At 69.6% G+C, this 14505-nt stretch carries 14 protein-coding genes and 1 pseudogene; 5 read left to right on the top strand and 10 right to left on the bottom strand.

The window, feature by feature from the left end:
* Nucleotides 1–21 precede the first annotated feature (21 nt).
* From ACHMXA_RS29020 to ACHMXA_RS29000, 5 genes are read right to left on the bottom strand one after another with little or no spacing between them, the layout of a single operon-like run.
* On the bottom strand, nucleotides 22–1770 hold the full coding sequence (locus tag ACHMXA_RS29020) for an acyl-CoA dehydrogenase family protein (protein ID WP_395317324.1): 1749 nt from the start codon (nucleotides 1768–1770) through the stop codon (nucleotides 22–24).
* A gap of 27 nt (nucleotides 1771–1797) precedes the next feature.
* On the bottom strand, nucleotides 1798–2790 hold the full coding sequence (locus ACHMXA_RS29015) for a Bug family tripartite tricarboxylate transporter substrate binding protein (RefSeq protein WP_176663321.1): 993 nt from the start codon (nucleotides 2788–2790) through the stop codon (nucleotides 1798–1800).
* A 41-nt stretch (nucleotides 2791–2831) separates the two neighbouring features.
* Nucleotides 2832–3596: an SDR family NAD(P)-dependent oxidoreductase gene (locus ACHMXA_RS29010; RefSeq protein WP_176663320.1), complete on the bottom strand. Its 765-nt coding sequence runs from the start codon at nucleotides 3594–3596 to the stop codon at nucleotides 2832–2834.
* 32 nt (nucleotides 3597–3628) lie between these two features.
* Entirely contained in the window at nucleotides 3629–5482 is a 1854-nt protein-coding gene (locus tag ACHMXA_RS29005) for a feruloyl-CoA synthase (RefSeq protein ID WP_395317323.1), read from the bottom strand.
* Complete coding sequence (locus ACHMXA_RS29000; RefSeq protein WP_395317322.1) at nucleotides 5479–6252, bottom strand: crotonase/enoyl-CoA hydratase family protein; 774 nt, start codon at nucleotides 6250–6252, stop codon at nucleotides 5479–5481. Before ACHMXA_RS29000 ends, ACHMXA_RS29005 begins: the two co-directional genes overlap by 4 nt.
* Nucleotides 6253–6354: 102 nt before the next feature.
* On the opposite strand from ACHMXA_RS29000, the pseudogene ACHMXA_RS28995 reads away from it, so the two are divergent.
* Nucleotides 6355–7153, top strand: a pseudogene (locus ACHMXA_RS28995) (amidohydrolase family protein); the annotation flags it as partial.
* Between the two features lie 87 nt (nucleotides 7154–7240).
* On the opposite strand, the gene kefC reads toward ACHMXA_RS28995, so the two are convergent.
* Complete coding sequence (kefC, locus tag ACHMXA_RS28990) at nucleotides 7241–9109, bottom strand: glutathione-regulated potassium-efflux system protein KefC (protein ID WP_395317321.1); 1869 nt, start codon at nucleotides 9107–9109, stop codon at nucleotides 7241–7243.
* Nucleotides 9110–9883, bottom strand: a complete 774-nt coding sequence (locus ACHMXA_RS28985; protein WP_395317320.1) for an NAD(P)H-dependent oxidoreductase — start codon at nucleotides 9881–9883, stop codon at nucleotides 9110–9112.
* A 101-nt stretch (nucleotides 9884–9984) separates the two neighbouring features.
* On the opposite strand from ACHMXA_RS28985, the gene ACHMXA_RS28980 reads away from it, so the two are divergent.
* Together ACHMXA_RS28980 and ACHMXA_RS28975 are read left to right on the top strand one after the other, a co-directional pair.
* Nucleotides 9985–10605 (top strand): ParA family protein, encoded by a 621-nt coding sequence (locus ACHMXA_RS28980; protein WP_395317319.1) that lies wholly within the window; start codon nucleotides 9985–9987, stop codon nucleotides 10603–10605.
* Between the two features lie 78 nt (nucleotides 10606–10683).
* Nucleotides 10684–11154, top strand: a complete 471-nt coding sequence (locus ACHMXA_RS28975; RefSeq protein ID WP_093206665.1) for a MaoC family dehydratase — start codon at nucleotides 10684–10686, stop codon at nucleotides 11152–11154.
* Nucleotides 11155–11193: 39 nt separating this feature from the next.
* On the opposite strand, the gene ACHMXA_RS28970 is transcribed toward ACHMXA_RS28975, so the two are convergent.
* From ACHMXA_RS28970 to ACHMXA_RS28960, 3 genes are all read right to left on the bottom strand, one after another.
* Complete coding sequence (locus tag ACHMXA_RS28970) at nucleotides 11194–11487, bottom strand: DUF4148 domain-containing protein (protein WP_176663314.1); 294 nt, start codon at nucleotides 11485–11487, stop codon at nucleotides 11194–11196.
* A gap of 130 nt (nucleotides 11488–11617) precedes the next feature.
* Entirely contained in the window at nucleotides 11618–12079 is a 462-nt protein-coding gene (gene trmL / locus ACHMXA_RS28965; protein WP_395317318.1) for a tRNA (uridine(34)/cytosine(34)/5-carboxymethylaminomethyluridine(34)-2'-O)-methyltransferase TrmL, read from the bottom strand.
* A 32-nt stretch (nucleotides 12080–12111) separates the two neighbouring features.
* Complete coding sequence (locus tag ACHMXA_RS28960) at nucleotides 12112–12837, bottom strand: ComF family protein (RefSeq protein ID WP_395317317.1); 726 nt, start codon at nucleotides 12835–12837, stop codon at nucleotides 12112–12114.
* A gap of 41 nt (nucleotides 12838–12878) precedes the next feature.
* On the opposite strand from ACHMXA_RS28960, the gene ACHMXA_RS28955 reads away from it, so the two are divergent.
* Together ACHMXA_RS28955 and ACHMXA_RS28950 are read left to right on the top strand one after the other, a co-directional pair.
* Nucleotides 12879–13796: a biotin synthase gene (locus ACHMXA_RS28955; RefSeq protein ID WP_395317316.1), complete on the top strand. Its 918-nt coding sequence runs from the start codon at nucleotides 12879–12881 to the stop codon at nucleotides 13794–13796.
* A 224-nt stretch (nucleotides 13797–14020) separates the two neighbouring features.
* The gene (locus ACHMXA_RS28950) at nucleotides 14021–14497 is read left to right on the top strand and encodes a DUF2244 domain-containing protein (RefSeq protein WP_126025562.1); all 477 of its coding nucleotides are present in this window, start codon (nucleotides 14021–14023) and stop codon (nucleotides 14495–14497) included.
* The last annotated feature ends 8 nt before the right edge of the window (nucleotides 14498–14505 follow it).

The following is a 14505-nucleotide window of genomic DNA, read 5'->3' as shown; positions in this document are numbered from 1 at the left end:
TGCAACGAGAGCTTCGAGTGGCTAGTTGGAGACAGCGCCGGCGGGCGCGGCCGCATGCGTCAGGGCGACGGTTTCGCAGGCCTTCTTGACGATGCCCATCCGCATCTCGAATTCCGGCAGCACCCAGCGCCTGAAGGCGGCCGCCACGCGCGCCTTCTCCGCGTTGCCGGGCGATGCCGCCTCGATGCGCGCCCAGGCCCACGCCATCATCGCAAGCATGGTCGCGCGCAGGTAATCGTCGGCCACCTCATAGGGCAGCACCGGGTTGGCATGCGCCGCCATTGCGATGGTGGTGCCCATGTAGCGCAGCTGCGCGAGCCGGCGCTGCACGTCGGCATCCGCCTCGCGGGAGGCGTCCAGCGTGTCGCGCAGCTCCAGCAGCACGGCCGACATGGCTGCGCCGGCGTCGGGCAGCACCTTGCGCACCAGCAGGTCGATGGCCTGGATCTCGTTGGTGCCCTCGTAGATCATGGTCACGCGCGAGTCGCGCACGATCTGCTCGATGCCCCACTCGCGCACGTAGCCGTGGCCGCCGAACACCTGCAGGCATTCGCTCGCGCCATGGAAGGCCTGGTGCGTGCACGCGGCCTTGAGCACCGGCGTGACCAGCGAGCACCAGCGCTGCGCGCGTTCGCGGGCCTTGGGGTCGGCGTCGTGCGCGGCCACGTCGAGCATCAGCGCGCTGCGGTAGGCGATGGCGCGCGCGCCGTCGATCCAGGCGCGCTGCGTGTCGAGGATGCGGCGCACCGCGGGGTGCTCGGCGATCAGGTCGGCGCTCTCGCCGCCGCGGCTGGCGGGCACCGGGCCCGGCGCGCGCATCTGGCGGCGCTCGGCGGCATAGGCGTCGGCCTTCTGCCAGGCGGCGTCGAGCAGGCCGATGCCCTGCAGCGCCACGTGCAGGCGCGCCGAATTCATCATCACGAACATCGCGGCCAGCCCGCGGCCGGGCTCGCCGACCAGCCAGCCGGTGGCTTCGTCGAAGCGCATGGTGCAGGTGGGGCTGCCGTGCAGGCCCATCTTTTCCTCGATGCGCTCGCAGTGCACCGCGTTGCGCGTGCCGCCGGGCAGCAGCTTGGGCACCAGCACCAGCGACAGGCCCTTGGGGCCGGCCGGCGCATCGGGCAGGCGGCACAGCACGAGATGGACGATGTTCGGCGTCAGGTCGTGCTCGCCGCCGGAGATGAAGATCTTGCTGCCGCTTACCCGCAGGCTGCCGTCGGCTTGCGGGACCGCGCGCGTGCGCACCTGGCCCAGGTCGCTGCCCGCGTGGGCTTCGGTAAGGCACATGGTGGCCAGCCATTCGCCGGTCGCGATCTTCTGCAGGTAGCGCTGCTTCAGTTCCTCGCTTCCGTGGTGCTTGAGGCAGGCGTACGCGCCGTACAGCAGGCCCGGCGCCATCGTGAGGCCATGGTTGGCCGCGGCCAGCCATTCGTAGAGCACGGCCTCGAGCACCGCCGGCAGGCCCTGGCCGCCGTCTTCCGGCGCGGCCGAGAGAGCGGGCCAGCCGCCATCGACGAAGGCCTGGTACGCCTCGCGAAAGCCCGGCGGCGAGGCGACCTCGCCATCGGCGAAGCGGCAGCCGGTTTCATCGCCGCCACGGTTGATGGGCGCCACCACTTCGCCGACGAAGCGCCCGGCTTCCTCGAGCACCTGCGACTGCAGCGGCTCGTCGACCTCCGCGAAGGGGGCGAGCGCGGCCAGGCGCGCGGGCGCGTCGAGCACTTCGTTCAGGATGAACCGGACGTCTTCGGGGCGGGGCTTGTAATCCATCGGGGCAGCGAAACCAGGGGAAGTGAATCAGGACTCGGCCGTGAAGCCGATCTTCTTGACCAGCGGGCCCCAGCGTTCGTATTCGGACTGCAGCGACTTGCGCATGTCTTCCGGCGAGGAACCCTGGGCGAGAAGCCCGACCGACAGCAGGCCGTCGGCCACGGACTTGTCCTTCAGCGCGGTCTGGATCGCCGCGCTCGCGGCCGTGATGACGGCCGTGGGCGTCTTCGCCGGCGCGAAGAAGCCGAACCACTCGTCTGCCACGATCTCGGGGAAGCCCTGTTCGGTGAAGGTCGGCACATCGGGCAGGTAGGCCGCGCGCTGCGAGCCCGACATGGCGAGCACGCGCAGCTTGCCGGCCTTGGCGAAGGGAATGGCGTCGCCGGCGGGCGTCATGCTCGAGGCGATCTGGCCGCCCACCACGTCGTTGATGGCCGGCAGCGAGCCGCGGTAGGGAACGTGGCGCAGGTCGGTGCCGCTGTTCAGGCCCAGCAGCGCGCCCAGGAAGTGCGGCGTGGAACCCGCGCCCGGCGAGCCGTAGCTGGCCTGGCCGGGGTTGGCCTTGGCCCACGCGATGAAGTCCTTCAGCGTCTTCACGCTGGCGGGCACGGCGGGGCCGACGGTCAGCGCGTGCGTCATCACGGCGCCGATGGAGATCGGCGCGAAGTCGGCCATGCCGTAGCCCAGCTTGGTGTAGATGTGCGGGTAGATCGACAGCGCCGAAGCCTGCGCGAGGCACAGCACCGAGCCGTCGGCCGCCGAGCTCTTGAGCGTGTCGAGCGCGATGCGCCCGCCGGCGCCCGGCTTGTTCTCGACCACCGGGTTGACCTTCGTGAAAGGCGTGTCGCCGAGCTTCTCGGCCACGCGGCGGGCCACGCTGTCGCCGGCGCTGCCGGCCGGGAAGCCGTAGTAGATCTTCACTACCTGCTGCACCGCCTGGGCGAGCGCGGCGAAGGGATGCAGGGCGGCGATGGCGGCGGTGCCGCCGAGCGCCGCCACGAAATGGCGTCTGTTGGTCATGGTCTTGTCTCCTGGTTTGCGGTGGCTGACTGGAATCTGGATCAGCGCGGCGCCATGCGCAGCGCGCCGTCGATGCGGATCACCTCGCCATTGAGATGGCCGTTGGTGACGATGTGGCAGGCCAGTTCGGCGAACTCCGAGGGCTTGCCCAGACGCGGCGGGAAGGGAATAGCTGCGGCCAGCGACTGCTGCACCGGTTCGGGCAGCTCCAGCAGCAGCGGCGTGGCGAAGATGCCCGGCGCCACCGTGCACACGCGGATGGCGTGCTGCGCGAGGTCGCGCGCCATCGGCAGCGTCATGCCGACCAGCCCGCCCTTGGATGCGCTGTAGGCCTGCTGGCCCACCTGGCCGTCGAAGGCGGCGACCGAGGCGGTGAAGAGCATCACGCCCTTTTCTCCGTTGTCGAGCGCGTCGAGCTTCGCGCAGCGCGCGGCGAACAGGCGCGCCATGTTGTAGCCGCCGATCAGGTTGATGTTGACCACGCGCACGAAGTCTTCGAGCGGCGCGGGGCTGCCGTCCTTGCCGACGATGCGCTTGGCGCTGCCGATGCCGGCCACGTTCATCAGGATGCGCGCGGGGCCGTGCGCGGCTTCGGCCTTGTCGAGCGCGGCGACCACGCTGTCGGTGTCGGTGATGTCGCAGGCGCAGGCGACGCCGCCGATGTCCGCCGCCACCTTCGCGGCGAGTTCGGCGTTGCGGTCGAGCACCGCGACCTTCGCGCCCAGCCGCGCGAGCTCGCGCGCGGTGGCTTCGCCCAGGCCCGATGCGCCGCCCGTGACCAGTGCGGCTTGTCCTTCGATCTTCATTTGTTCGTCTCCAGGAATGTTCGGAATGAAGCTCAGCGCGGCTTCAGGGTGAAGGGCAGGCTGCCGTCGTGCATGGCCTCCGCCAGCGCGGCGCGGTGCTTGAGCACGGAGCGCTGGTTGATGGAGCCCTTGTCGGTGACCTCGCCCTTGTCGATGGACGGCGGCTCGGCCATCAGGTGCAGCCGCGCGATGCGGTTGGCGCTGCCGGTGGCGCCGGCGGCCAGCGTGTCGACGACCTGCTGGAAGTGCGCCTGCACGGCGGCGCTCTCCAGCACCTCGCGCATGGTGGCGCCGGCCGGCAGGCCGGCGAGCTCGCGCACCTTCTGCGTCGGGAAGACGAGCGCACCTACTTCCTTCAGGTTGATGCCGGTCAGCACCGCGTCCTGCACGTAGGGCGCGCCGGCCGCGATGATCTTCGCGCGCATCGGGCCCACGCTCACGAAGGTGCCGGTGGCGAGCTTGAAGTCTTCCGCGATGCGGCCGTCGAAGCGCAGGCCGCGGTGGATGTTGCCCTCGTCGATCCACTTCACCGCGTCGCCGGTGGAGAAGAAGCCTTCCTCGTCGAAGGCCTCCGCCGTGGCTTCGGGCGCGCGCCAGTAGCCGGGCGTGATGTTGGGTCCGCGGTAGCGCACCTCGGTCTTGCCGTCGACCTCGATCAGCTTGAGCTCGATGCCCGGCGCAGGCAGGCCCACGTCGCCCGACTTCACGTCGGGGCCGGTCACGTACAGCGCGAAGGGCCCCGATTCGGTCATGCCGAGGCCCGTGCCCATCACGATGCGCTCGCCGACTTCCGACTCCTGCGTGCGGTGCAGGCTGTCCCATACGGGCTGGGAGAGCGCAGCGCCCGAGTAGAAGAACATCTTCACGCGCGACAGCAGGTTGCGGCGCAGCACCGCGTCGGTTTCCATCGCCTGCGCGATGGCCTCGAAGCCGGTGGGCACGTTGAAGTAGATGGTGGGCGCGATCTCGCGCAGGTTGCGCAGCGTCTCGGCCATGCCGGCGGGCGTGGGCTTGCCGTCGTCGATGTAGAGCGTGCCGCCGTTGTCCAGCACGATGCCCACGTTGTGGTTGCCGCCGAAGGTGTGGTTCCAGGGCAGCCAGTCGACCAGCACGGGCGGCTCGTCGCCCAGGGCGGGAATCGACTGGCGCAGCTGCTGCTGGTTGGCGCACCACATGCGGTGCGTGTTGATGACGGCCTTGGGCATCTTGGTGGAGCCCGAGGTGAAGAGGAACTTGGTGATGGTGTCGGGGCCGGTGGCGCGCATCGCCGCGTCGATGGCGGGCGTGGCGGGCGTGGAAGCCAGCGCGTCGAACGCGGTCACGGGCCGGCCCTCCAGCGTGCCTTGGGCCAGCACGACTTCGGTGTCCGCCGGCACGACCGCCGCGATCGCCTTGGCGAAGCGCGCCGCGTCGCTCGCGAACACGAGGCCGGGCGTGAGCGTGTCGAAGACGTGGCGCAGCTTCTCGAAGTCCTGGCTCACCAGCGAGTAGGGCGGCGACACGGGGCAGTAGGGCACGCCGGCGTAGAGGCAGCCCAGCGCCATCAGTGCGTGCTCGATGCCGTTCTCGCTGAGGATGGCCACCGGGCGGTCGGCGTTCAGGCCGCGGTCCAGCAGGGCCTGTCCGATACCGCGTGCCTCCTTCAGCGCCTGTGCGTAGCTCACGCGCAGCCAGTCGCCGGTGCTGCCGTCGGCCAAGCGTTCGCGGCGGGCGATGAAGGTGCGGTCGGGCGTGCGCTCCGCCCAGTAGGCGAGGCGGTCGGTCATGCGCTCGCGGTAGGGCTCGAGCTGCGTTTCGGCCGTCAGGTACTGCGTGCCCGGCGCGCCGTCGCGCAGCACGGCGCGCGTCACGCCGAAGACCAGCGGGCGGTATCGGATGGCGCTCATCCCTTGCTCACTTTCGCGCCGCGCCCTTCGAGGAAGTCGCGCACGCGCTGCTTGGCTTCGGGGGCGGCCTGCGTGATGCCGGAGATCAGCGCCTCGGTGAAGAAGCCGTGGTCGGCCGACTGCTCGGCGATGCGCGGCAGCGCGTGCATCAGCGCGTAGTTGGTGAGCGGCGCGTTGGTGGCGATGCGCTTGGCGAGTTCGAAGGCCTTGTCGAAGGCTTGGCCTTCGTCGACCAGGTACTGCGCGAAGTTGGCGCGCTCGCCGTCCTCGGCGTTGTAGACGCGGCCGGTCATCATCATGTCGGTCATGCGGGCCACGCCGATCAGCTTCGGAATGCGCACCGAGCCGCCGCCGCCCACGAAGATGCCGCGCGAGCCCTCGGGCAGCGCGTAGAAGGTGGTGCGGTCGGCCACGCGGATGTGGCAGGCGCTGGCCAGCTCGAGCCCGCCGCCGACCACCGCGCCGTGCAGCGCCGCGATCACCGGCACCGGGCCATGCTGGATCAGGTCGAGCGCGGCATGCCACATGCGCGAGTGCTGCATGCCCTGGCCGGCGTCGCGCTCCTTCAGCTCGCTCAGGTCGAGGCCGGCGCAGAAGTGCGGTCCTTCGCCGTCGATCACGGCTGCGCGCACGCTGGAGGGCAGTTGCTCGAAGGTGTCGCGCAGCGCGAGGATCAGTCCGTCGGACAGCGCGTTGCGCTTGGAGCCGCGCATGAGGCGGACGATGGCGACTTCGTCGCGGATGTCGAGTTGGAGGTCTGGATGGGTCATGATGAGTCCGGGGTTGCGTCGAATTATGGTTATGGGAAATAATCAATTCAAGGAATTTGGAGCCCCAGAGACCTAGGGATTTACCCGTACCGGAGACAAGGCATGGACCATCAGAACCTGATCGCGATCGACATCCACACCCACGCAGAAGTCAGCTGCTGGAACCCGTTCGACAACTACGGCGAGGAATACGACCGCGCCGCCGACAAGTACTTCGGCTCCAGCGGCCGGCCCACCATCGCCGAGAGCGTCGCGTACTACCGCGAACGGAAGATCGGCCTGGTGATGTTCATGGTCGACGCCGAATCGAACATGGGCCGCCGGCGCATCCCCAACGAGGAGATCGCCGAGGCCGCGAAGAACAACAGCGACATCATGATCGCCTTCGGCAGCGTCGATCCGCACAAGGGAAAGATGGGCGCGCGCGAGGCGCGCAGGCTCATCGAGGAGCACGGCGTGAAGGGCTTCAAGTTCCATCCCACGGTGCAGGGCTACCACCCCTACGACCGCATGGCCTGGCCCATCTATGAAGTGATCGCCGAATACGGCCTGCCGGCCATCTTCCACACCGGCCACAGCGGCATCGGCTCGGGCATGCGCTGCGGCGGCGGGCTGCGGCTCGAATACAGCAACCCGATGCACTTGGACGACGTGGCCATCGACTTCCCCGACATGCAGATCGTCATGGCCCACCCCAGCTTCCCCTGGCAGGACGAGGCGCTGAGCGTGGCCACGCACAAGCCCAACGTGTGGATCGACCTGTCGGGCTGGAGCCCCGAAGTACTTCCCGAAGCAGCTCGTGCAGTACGCCAACACGCTGCTGAAGGACCGCATCCTGTTCGGCAGCGACTACCCGCTGATCACGCCCGACCGCTGGATGCGCGATTTCGAGAACGCCGGCTTCAAGCCGGAGGTGATGCCCGGCATCCTCAAGGGCAACGCGGTCAGGCTGCTGAAGCTGGCGGCCTGACGGCGCGGGGGCGGGCCGTCATGCGTCCGCCTCTTCCTTCGGCGCGGTTTCCTCGTCGTCGTCGAGCTTTTCCCAGTCGCGCCCCAGCCGGCGCTGCCGCTCCTCGCGCTCGCGCGCCATCTGTTCCTCGAACTGCTGGCGGCCCGCCTTGTTGGCCGCGATCAGCTTGGCGCGATCCTTGTAGTGCGGGTAGATCTCGTTGCTGAGTTCGATATTCCGGCGACGGAAGCGCATGGCCGATTCGCGCGCCTCGTGCGCCGGCCAGCCCAGCGCCTCCAGGGTGGCGCGCGCGCTGCGCAGCGAAGACTCGAACACCTCGCGCTCCACCTCCGTCACGCCGCGGTCGCGCAGCTGGAACAGGTGCGTCACGTTTCGCGCCCTGGCGATGATGCGGGCCTGCGGGAAGTTCTCCTTCACCAGGTCGACGATCTCCAGCGACTGCTCGATGTCGTCCACCGCCACCACGATCACCTTGGCCGTGCCCGCGCCCGCGGTGCGCAGCAGGTCGAGCCGGGTCGCGTCGCCGTAGAACACGCGAAAGCCGAACTGCCGCAGGCCTTCGACGGTGTCGGCGTCGTGGTCGAGCACCGTCACGCGCAGGCCTTGCGACATCAGCATGCGCCCGACGATCTGGCCGTAGCGGCCGAAGCCGCAGATCAGCACCTTGGCGTCCTGCTGCTCCGAAATTTCTTCCAGCTTCGTGCCCGTGTTGCGGCTGTAGCGCGGCAGCACGAACCTGTCGAGCAGCACCAGCAGAAGCGGCGACAGCAGCATTGACAGCGCCACCGCGCCGATCAGCAGCGAGGTGACCTCGGGCGGCAGCACGTCGGGGCCCGCCGCCTGGAACACCACGAAGGCGAACTCGCCGCCCTGCGCGAGCAGCAGCGTGAACACCGGCCGCTCCTGGTAGGCGATGCCCATCGCCTTGGCGAGCGCGTAGATCACCACCAGCTTGATGGCCACGAAGCCGACCACCAGCATCGCCATGATCCACGGGCTCGCCATCAGCACGCCGAAGTTGATCGACATGCCCACCGCGATGAAGAACAGGCCCAGCAGCAGGCCCTTGAAGGGCTCGATGTCGGTCTCGAGCTCGCGCCGGTATTCGCTCTCGGCCAGCAGCACGCCGGCGAGGAAGGCGCCCAGCGCCATCGACAGGCCCACCAGCTGCATCAGCGCCGCGATGGCCACCACCAGCAGCAAGGCGGCGGCGGTGAAGATCTCGGGCGTGTCGCTGCGCGCGATCCAGCGCAGGATGGGGCGCAGCAGCAGCCGGCCGCCGAGGATGATGCCGCCGATCACGCCGATGATCTTGGCTGCTTCGAGCGCGCGCTCCAGCCCGGTAATCGACTGCTCGGCCGCGGTGGCGCCGGCCAGCAGCGGCAGCAGCGCGAGGATCGGGATGGCCGCCACGTCCTGGAACAGCAGGATCGAGAAGCCGGCCTGCCCGCTGGGCGTCTTCAGCAGGTTGCGCTCGCCGAACACCTGCAGCGCGATGGCGGTGGACGACAGTGCCAGGCCCAGCGCGGCCACCAGCGACACGCGCCAGCTGGCGCCCACGGCGCAGCCGACCGCGAACAGCACGGCGGCGCAACTCAGCACCTGCGCCGTGCCCCAGCCGAAGATGGGTCGGCGCAGATTCCACAGGCGCTTGGGTTCGAGCTCCAGGCCCACGAGGAAGAGCATCAGCACCACGCCGAACTCGGCGAAGTGCAGCACGTCCTCGACGCTGGAGACCAGCCCCAGCCCCCAGGGCCCGATGGCGATGCCGGCCACGAGGTAGCCGATGATCGAGCCCAGGCCCAGGGCCTTCGACAGCGGCACCACCAGCACGGCGGCGCTCAGGTAGATCAGGCTGTTGGTCAGCCAGGCGGGTGCGTGTTCCATTCAGGCCGCCTTCCCGTTGCCGCCGTCAGTGGATGCGGTGGATGTGGTGGAGGCTATGGTGCTGGCTAGCCCGTGGGCCATCGCCGCGCGGAATGCGTCGGAGACCACCTTGCCGACCTCGTCGCTGTCGGCCGGCCGGTCGCTCTCGGGCACGGGGCAGGCGACGCAGGCGTCGATCTCCTCGATCTCGGGCCAGTCGGGGTAGCTGCCCAGGCGTTGGGCGAAGGTCTCGACGTGCGCCTTCACCGCCGCCTCGCCGGCGCTGCGCGCGCCGTAGAAGATCATCGGCGGCAAAAAGCGCATGCCGCACAGCGCGGCGGTCTGCTCGTAGGGCGGCAGGAAGGCGTCGAAGAAATAGCGGTGGTAGTTCTGCGGGTGGTAGCTGGCCTCGGGGCTGCCGGTGGTGGCGACCAGCCAGAGGTCCTTGCCCTGCAGGGCGGTGCCGCCGGGGCCGTAGGCCCAGCCGTAGGCGAGCACGTCGTCGACCCAGAGCTTCTGCAGCGCGGGCATCGAGTACCAGTGGATCGGATGCACCAGCACCACCAGGCTGGCCCTGGCGAGCCGGGCCTGCTCGGCCTCGACGTCGATGGCGAAGTCGGGGTAGGTGCCATAGAGGTCGTTGACGTCGACGCCGGGTACGGCGCGCGCGGCGGCGAGCATGCGGCGGTTGACGCGCGAGTCGCGCCAGTGGGGGTGGGCGGCCAGCACGTAGATGCCGCCGGAGCCGCCGTCGGTGCGCTCGGCGGGAGTTCCCGTGGATGTTGTTGTCGTCATCCCGCGAACATATCTCAAGAGCACGCTGGCGGGCGTTTCGCCGGGCAAAAACGCGCCAGCGACTAACATCCCCGCTATTGCCGTTCTGGAGGAGTGCATCTATGCCGGTGGTTCTGGTCGCCAATCCCAAGGGAGGCGTGGGCAAGTCGACGATCGCGACGAACGTCGCGGGCTACTTCGCAAGCCGCGGCCATGCCGTGATGCTGGGCGACGTGGACCGCCAGCAATCCTCCCGGCTCTGGCTGGGCCTGCGCCCGCCGATGACCCGGACCATCTCCACCTGGGAAGCCACCGGCGAGAGCACCGTGGTGCGCCCGCCGCGCGGCACCACGCACGCGGTGCTCGACACCCCCGCCGGCCTGCACGGCTGGCGCTTCAAGGAAGTGCTGGCGCTGGCCGACCGAGTGATCGTGCCGCTGCAGCCCAGCATCTTCGACATCTACGCGACGCGCGACTTCCTCGACCGGCTGCAGGAGAACCGCCGCGCCGAGAAGACGAAGATCGGCCTGGTCGGCATGCGCGTGAACGCCCGCACGCTGGCGGCCGACCGGCTGCACGAGTTCATCGCGGGGCTGGGCGTGCCGGTGATCGGCGAGCTGCGCGACACGCAGAACTACGTGCAGCTCGCCGCGCGCGGGCTCACGCTGTTCGACATCGCGCCCGGGCGCGTGCAGCGCGACCTGGAGCAGTGGCAGCCGATCTGCGAATGGCTCGATGCCTGAGCCGCGCGGCGGCTCCCGGTTTACCCTGACGCCGAATGTCGCGAGGCCGACAGCCGCACGGCGACCCCAGACGCCAGAATGCCCCGCATGACCAAGAAGACATTCCAGACCCTTCAGGATCTCGCCGCCTGCGTCGGCCAGGAAGTCGCCGTGAGCGACTGGATCGCCATCACGCAGGAGCAGGTCAACCAGTTCGCCGAGGCGACGGGCGACCACCAGTGGATTCACGTCGACATCGAGCGGGCCAAGGCCGGCCCTTTCGGCGGGCCGATCGCGCACGGCTTTCTCACGCTGTCGCTGCTGCCGCGCTTCTACGAGACGGCGCTCGACGTGGTGGAGTCGCGCATGGGCGTGAACTACGGCCTGAACAAGGTGCGCTTCATGTCGCCGGTGCCGGTGGGCAAGCGCCTGCGCGCGCGCATGAAGCTGCTGACGGCGGAGCCCATTGCCGATGACGGTTTCCAGATGACCTGGGAAACCACCATCGAGCTCGAAGGCGCTGCCAAGCCGGCCTGCGTGGCCGAGTCGGTGGTGCGCCGCTACCGCTGAAGCGGCGGCCGCGGCCTTCTTCCTTCTTTTTCTTTCTTCTTACATCCTGCGGTCGGTGACTTCGCCGTAGGTGGCTGCGCCCTGGCGGGTGATGCTCCGTGCGCTGGCGCGCACCGCGTCGCGGTCGATGTCGCCGCTCCTGGCCTGCATCGCGCCGGTGCCGCCATTGCCGATGCGAAGCGGCTGGCGCGCGTCGGCCTGCACCTGCGCGCGGGACAGCGTCGACTGGAAGGGAGCGGGCGGCAGCGGGTTCTGCTCTCCCTGGAAGGCCTGCGCGCTGCCTGCGAAGGCGAGCGTTGCGAGGGCGGCGAGAGCGATCGGCTTGGCGTTCATGGCGGGGCTCCTTGGTACAGGGTGGACGGGATGAATGCCGGACTGGCTTGCGGCCGGCATGTCTTCCATACGACGCGATTCGCCGAATGGATGTGTCCTGTCCCTGTTGCCGGAAGGGGCGGCCACCGCCTCAGGCGAAGCCGTTCTGCCGCCAGGCCTCGAACACCGTCACCGCCACCGCGTTCGAGAGATTCAGGCTGCGCTGGCCCTCGCGCATCGGCAGCCGCAGCCGCTGCGACTCGGGAAATCCGTCGCGCAGCGCTGGCGGCAGGCCGCTGGTTTCCGAGCCGAACACCAGCCAGTCGCCGGGCTGGAAGCGCACTTCGTGCACCGGGCGCGAACCGCGCGTGGTGAGCGCGAACATGCGGTCGGCGGCGGGCTGCTCGGCCGCGAGCAGGGCCTGCCAGTCGGCATGGCGCTTCACTTCGGCGTACTCGTGGTAGTCGAGGCCGGCACGGCGCAGCAGGCGGTCGTCCATCGAAAAGCCCAGTGGCTCGACAAGGTGCAGCTTGCAGCCGGTGTTGGCCGCGAGCCGGATCACGTTGCCGGTGTTCGGCGGGATTTCGGGGTGGACCAGGACGATATTGAACATGCGCCGATTGTCGGCGGGCCGGCGCAACCGGCTCAGCGAGGCGGATCGGTCCGGGCCAGCACGATGGCTGTGATGTGCGCGGCGCCGGCCCGCCGCAGCACCGCGGCGGCGGCGAACAGCGAGGCTCCGCTGGTCATCACGTCGTCGATCAGCACGAGGCGGCGGCCGCGCAGTTCGTCGGCGCGCAGCGGCTCCACCGCGAAGACGCCGTGCAGGTTGCGCAGCCGGCCGGCGCGCGACAGGCCGCTCTGGGCCGGCGTCTCGCGCGTGCGCAGGAGCAGGGTGGCGTCGGTCTTCGATGGCGCAAGCCGCCGCGCCAGCTCGTGTGCCTGGTTGAAGCCGCGTTCGCGCAGCCGGCCGGGCGCGAGCGGCATCGGCAGCACGACGTCGCCGGCTTCGAGGGCCGGCTCCACCCAGGGCGCGCTGCGCAAGAGCGTGGCGAAGGGCCCGGCCCAGCCGGCCTCGCCGCGGAACTTGAAGGCCGCGATGGCCTCCGGCCAGGGCCACGCGTAGGTGCAGGCCGCGAGGCAGGCATCCAGCGGCGGCGGGTTCTTCACGCACTCGCCGCAGCGGTCGACGCCTTCGGGCAAGCGCAGGGCGCAGCCGCCGCAGCGAGGAGCGGGGGTTGCGAAGCGGGCCACGCAGGCATCGCACACGGGGCGCGAAGGCCAGGCGCGGCAGATCGCGCACTGGCTGGGCAGCCGCGCGAGCAGCGAGGTGAAGAGGCCGGCAGGCCCAGAAGGCGGGAAAGGCCACATGGCCCGGTGGCTGAGCATCGCCTCAATATACTCACGGCCCCATGGCCACCGACCCCTCAAGACGACCGCCGACCATCGATGCCACGGCGGCCGCCCGCTGGCGCCGGCTCGCGCCCGCCGACGGCGCCTCTCCCTGGCTGCACGAGGAAATCGGCCGCCGCATGGAAGACAGGCTGCAATGGATCAAGGCCCAGCCCCGCAGCTGGGCCGACTGGGCGCCGCTGCGCAGCGGGCTCGAGGCGCATGAACTCGTCGCGCGCCGCTACAAGGACGCGGCTTCCTACGTGATCGAACCCGAGAGCGCGCTCGCCGCGGCCACCGGCCAGGTGCTGGCCGCGCCGTGGTGGAGCGCGCGGCGCTGGCAGGCCGGCAAGGCGCGCTTCGAGGCACCGCCCGAAGACGGCGTCGACCTGCTCTGGGCCAACATGTCGCTGCACATGGCGGCCGACCCCGAGGCGTTGATCGCGCACTGGCACAAGCTGGTGGCGACCGACGGCTTCCTCATGTTCTCCTGCCTCGGCCCCGACACCGTGCGCGAGCTGCGTGCGCTGCATGCCCGCATGGGCTGGCCCGCCGCGGGCCACGAGTACACCGACATGCACGACTGGGGCGACATGCTGGTGCACGCCGGCTTCGCCGAGCCGGTGATGGACATGGAGCGCATCGTGCTGACCTGGGCCACGCCCGAGGCCGCTCTCGCGGAGCTGCGCACGCTGGGCCGCAACCTGCATCCGGCGCGCTTTCCCGCATTGCGCGGCAAGGGCTGGCTGCAGGAGCTGAAGAAGGCGCTGCCCGAACTGGCGCCGGCCGAGGACGGCGGTGGCCGCATCGCGCTGACCTTCGAAGTCGTCTACGGTCACGCGTTCAAGCCGGTGCCGCGCGTGTCGCTCGCGGCCGAAAGCGCGGTGTCGCTGCGCGAGATGCGATCGATGCTGCAACGGGGCCGACCGGGCGCCTGATCGCTTGCCGGCGACTCGGCGAAAACGCCTGTCGCACAGGGCGTTTCTTGCCTACTAGTAGTGACCCGTAGGCGTCCCACAGGGCACTCGGGCGCTGGTATCTACCCGCTACAATCCGCCGTTGCGTGAAACTCGCGGGTATTGTCCCGCGATCGAGGGGTGTCGAATCCTGTTTGTACGAGGGGTTTGGCGACCGTCGACGCACCGATTTGCTGAACTCGCCCGTGTCGAATTCCGTGTTTCGATTTGCCACCGTTTCAGGCCAGAGCATCCACTGGTTCCTGAAGCGCAACTGCTCGGTGACGCCGAGCCAGCTGGGCTGGCTCTACGCCTCGCTGTGCGTGGTATCGCTCGGCATCGGCACCCTGTTCTGGCTGCACGGTGCGCCCATGGTGCTGCCTTTTGCCTGGCTCGAACTGGCCGCCGTCGGGTTTGCGTTCATGGTCTATGCACGGCATGCGACCGACGGCGAAAAGATCGCGCTGCAGGAGGGACGGCTCGTCGTGGAGCTCGAGAACGGCGGGCATTACGAGCGCACGGAATTTCTTCCGCACCAGGTGCGGATCGAACCCCAGACCGGCGATCGCTCGCTGATCGAGGTCTCGGGGCAGGGTCGATCGGTCAGGGTGGGGCGCTATGTACGCCCGGAGTTGCGTGCGGCCTTGGCCCGCGAGATTCGAATGGCGTTACGCGGCGCCTGAGGGGGCTC

Origin of the sequence: Variovorax sp. UC74_104, assembly GCF_044055375.1 — a bacterium.
In the GTDB taxonomy this organism is placed as follows: Bacteria; Pseudomonadota; Gammaproteobacteria; order Burkholderiales; family Burkholderiaceae_C; genus Variovorax.
This window is presented reverse-complemented; position numbering and strand designations above follow the sequence as displayed.

Excerpts from the sequence above, each read along its gene's own strand:
- ACHMXA_RS29020 (WP_395317324.1), bottom strand. The coding sequence starts at position 1,770 with ATGGATTACAAGCCCCGCCCCGAAGACGTCCGGTTCATCCTGAACGAA.
- ACHMXA_RS29015 (WP_176663321.1), bottom strand. The coding sequence starts at position 2,790 with ATGACCAACAGACGCCATTTCGTGGCGGCGCTCGGCGGCACCGCCGCC.
- ACHMXA_RS29010 (WP_176663320.1), bottom strand. The coding sequence starts at position 3,596 with ATGAAGATCGAAGGACAAGCCGCACTGGTCACGGGCGGCGCATCGGGC.
- ACHMXA_RS29005 (WP_395317323.1), bottom strand. The coding sequence starts at position 5,482 with ATGAGCGCCATCCGATACCGCCCGCTGGTCTTCGGCGTGACGCGCGCC.
- ACHMXA_RS29000 (WP_395317322.1), bottom strand. The coding sequence starts at position 6,252 with ATGACCCATCCAGACCTCCAACTCGACATCCGCGACGAAGTCGCCATC.
- kefC (WP_395317321.1), bottom strand. The coding sequence starts at position 9,109 with ATGGAACACGCACCCGCCTGGCTGACCAACAGCCTGATCTACCTGAGC.
- ACHMXA_RS28985 (WP_395317320.1), bottom strand. The coding sequence starts at position 9,883 with ATGACGACAACAACATCCACGGGAACTCCCGCCGAGCGCACCGACGGC.
- ACHMXA_RS28980 (WP_395317319.1), top strand. The coding sequence starts at position 9,985 with ATGCCGGTGGTTCTGGTCGCCAATCCCAAGGGAGGCGTGGGCAAGTCG.
- ACHMXA_RS28975 (WP_093206665.1), top strand. The coding sequence starts at position 10,684 with ATGCCCCGCATGACCAAGAAGACATTCCAGACCCTTCAGGATCTCGCC.
- ACHMXA_RS28970 (WP_176663314.1), bottom strand. The coding sequence starts at position 11,487 with ATGAACGCCAAGCCGATCGCTCTCGCCGCCCTCGCAACGCTCGCCTTC.
- trmL (WP_395317318.1), bottom strand. The coding sequence starts at position 12,079 with ATGTTCAATATCGTCCTGGTCCACCCCGAAATCCCGCCGAACACCGGC.
- ACHMXA_RS28960 (WP_395317317.1), bottom strand. The coding sequence starts at position 12,837 with ATGTGGCCTTTCCCGCCTTCTGGGCCTGCCGGCCTCTTCACCTCGCTG.
- ACHMXA_RS28955 (WP_395317316.1), top strand. The coding sequence starts at position 12,879 with ATGGCCACCGACCCCTCAAGACGACCGCCGACCATCGATGCCACGGCG.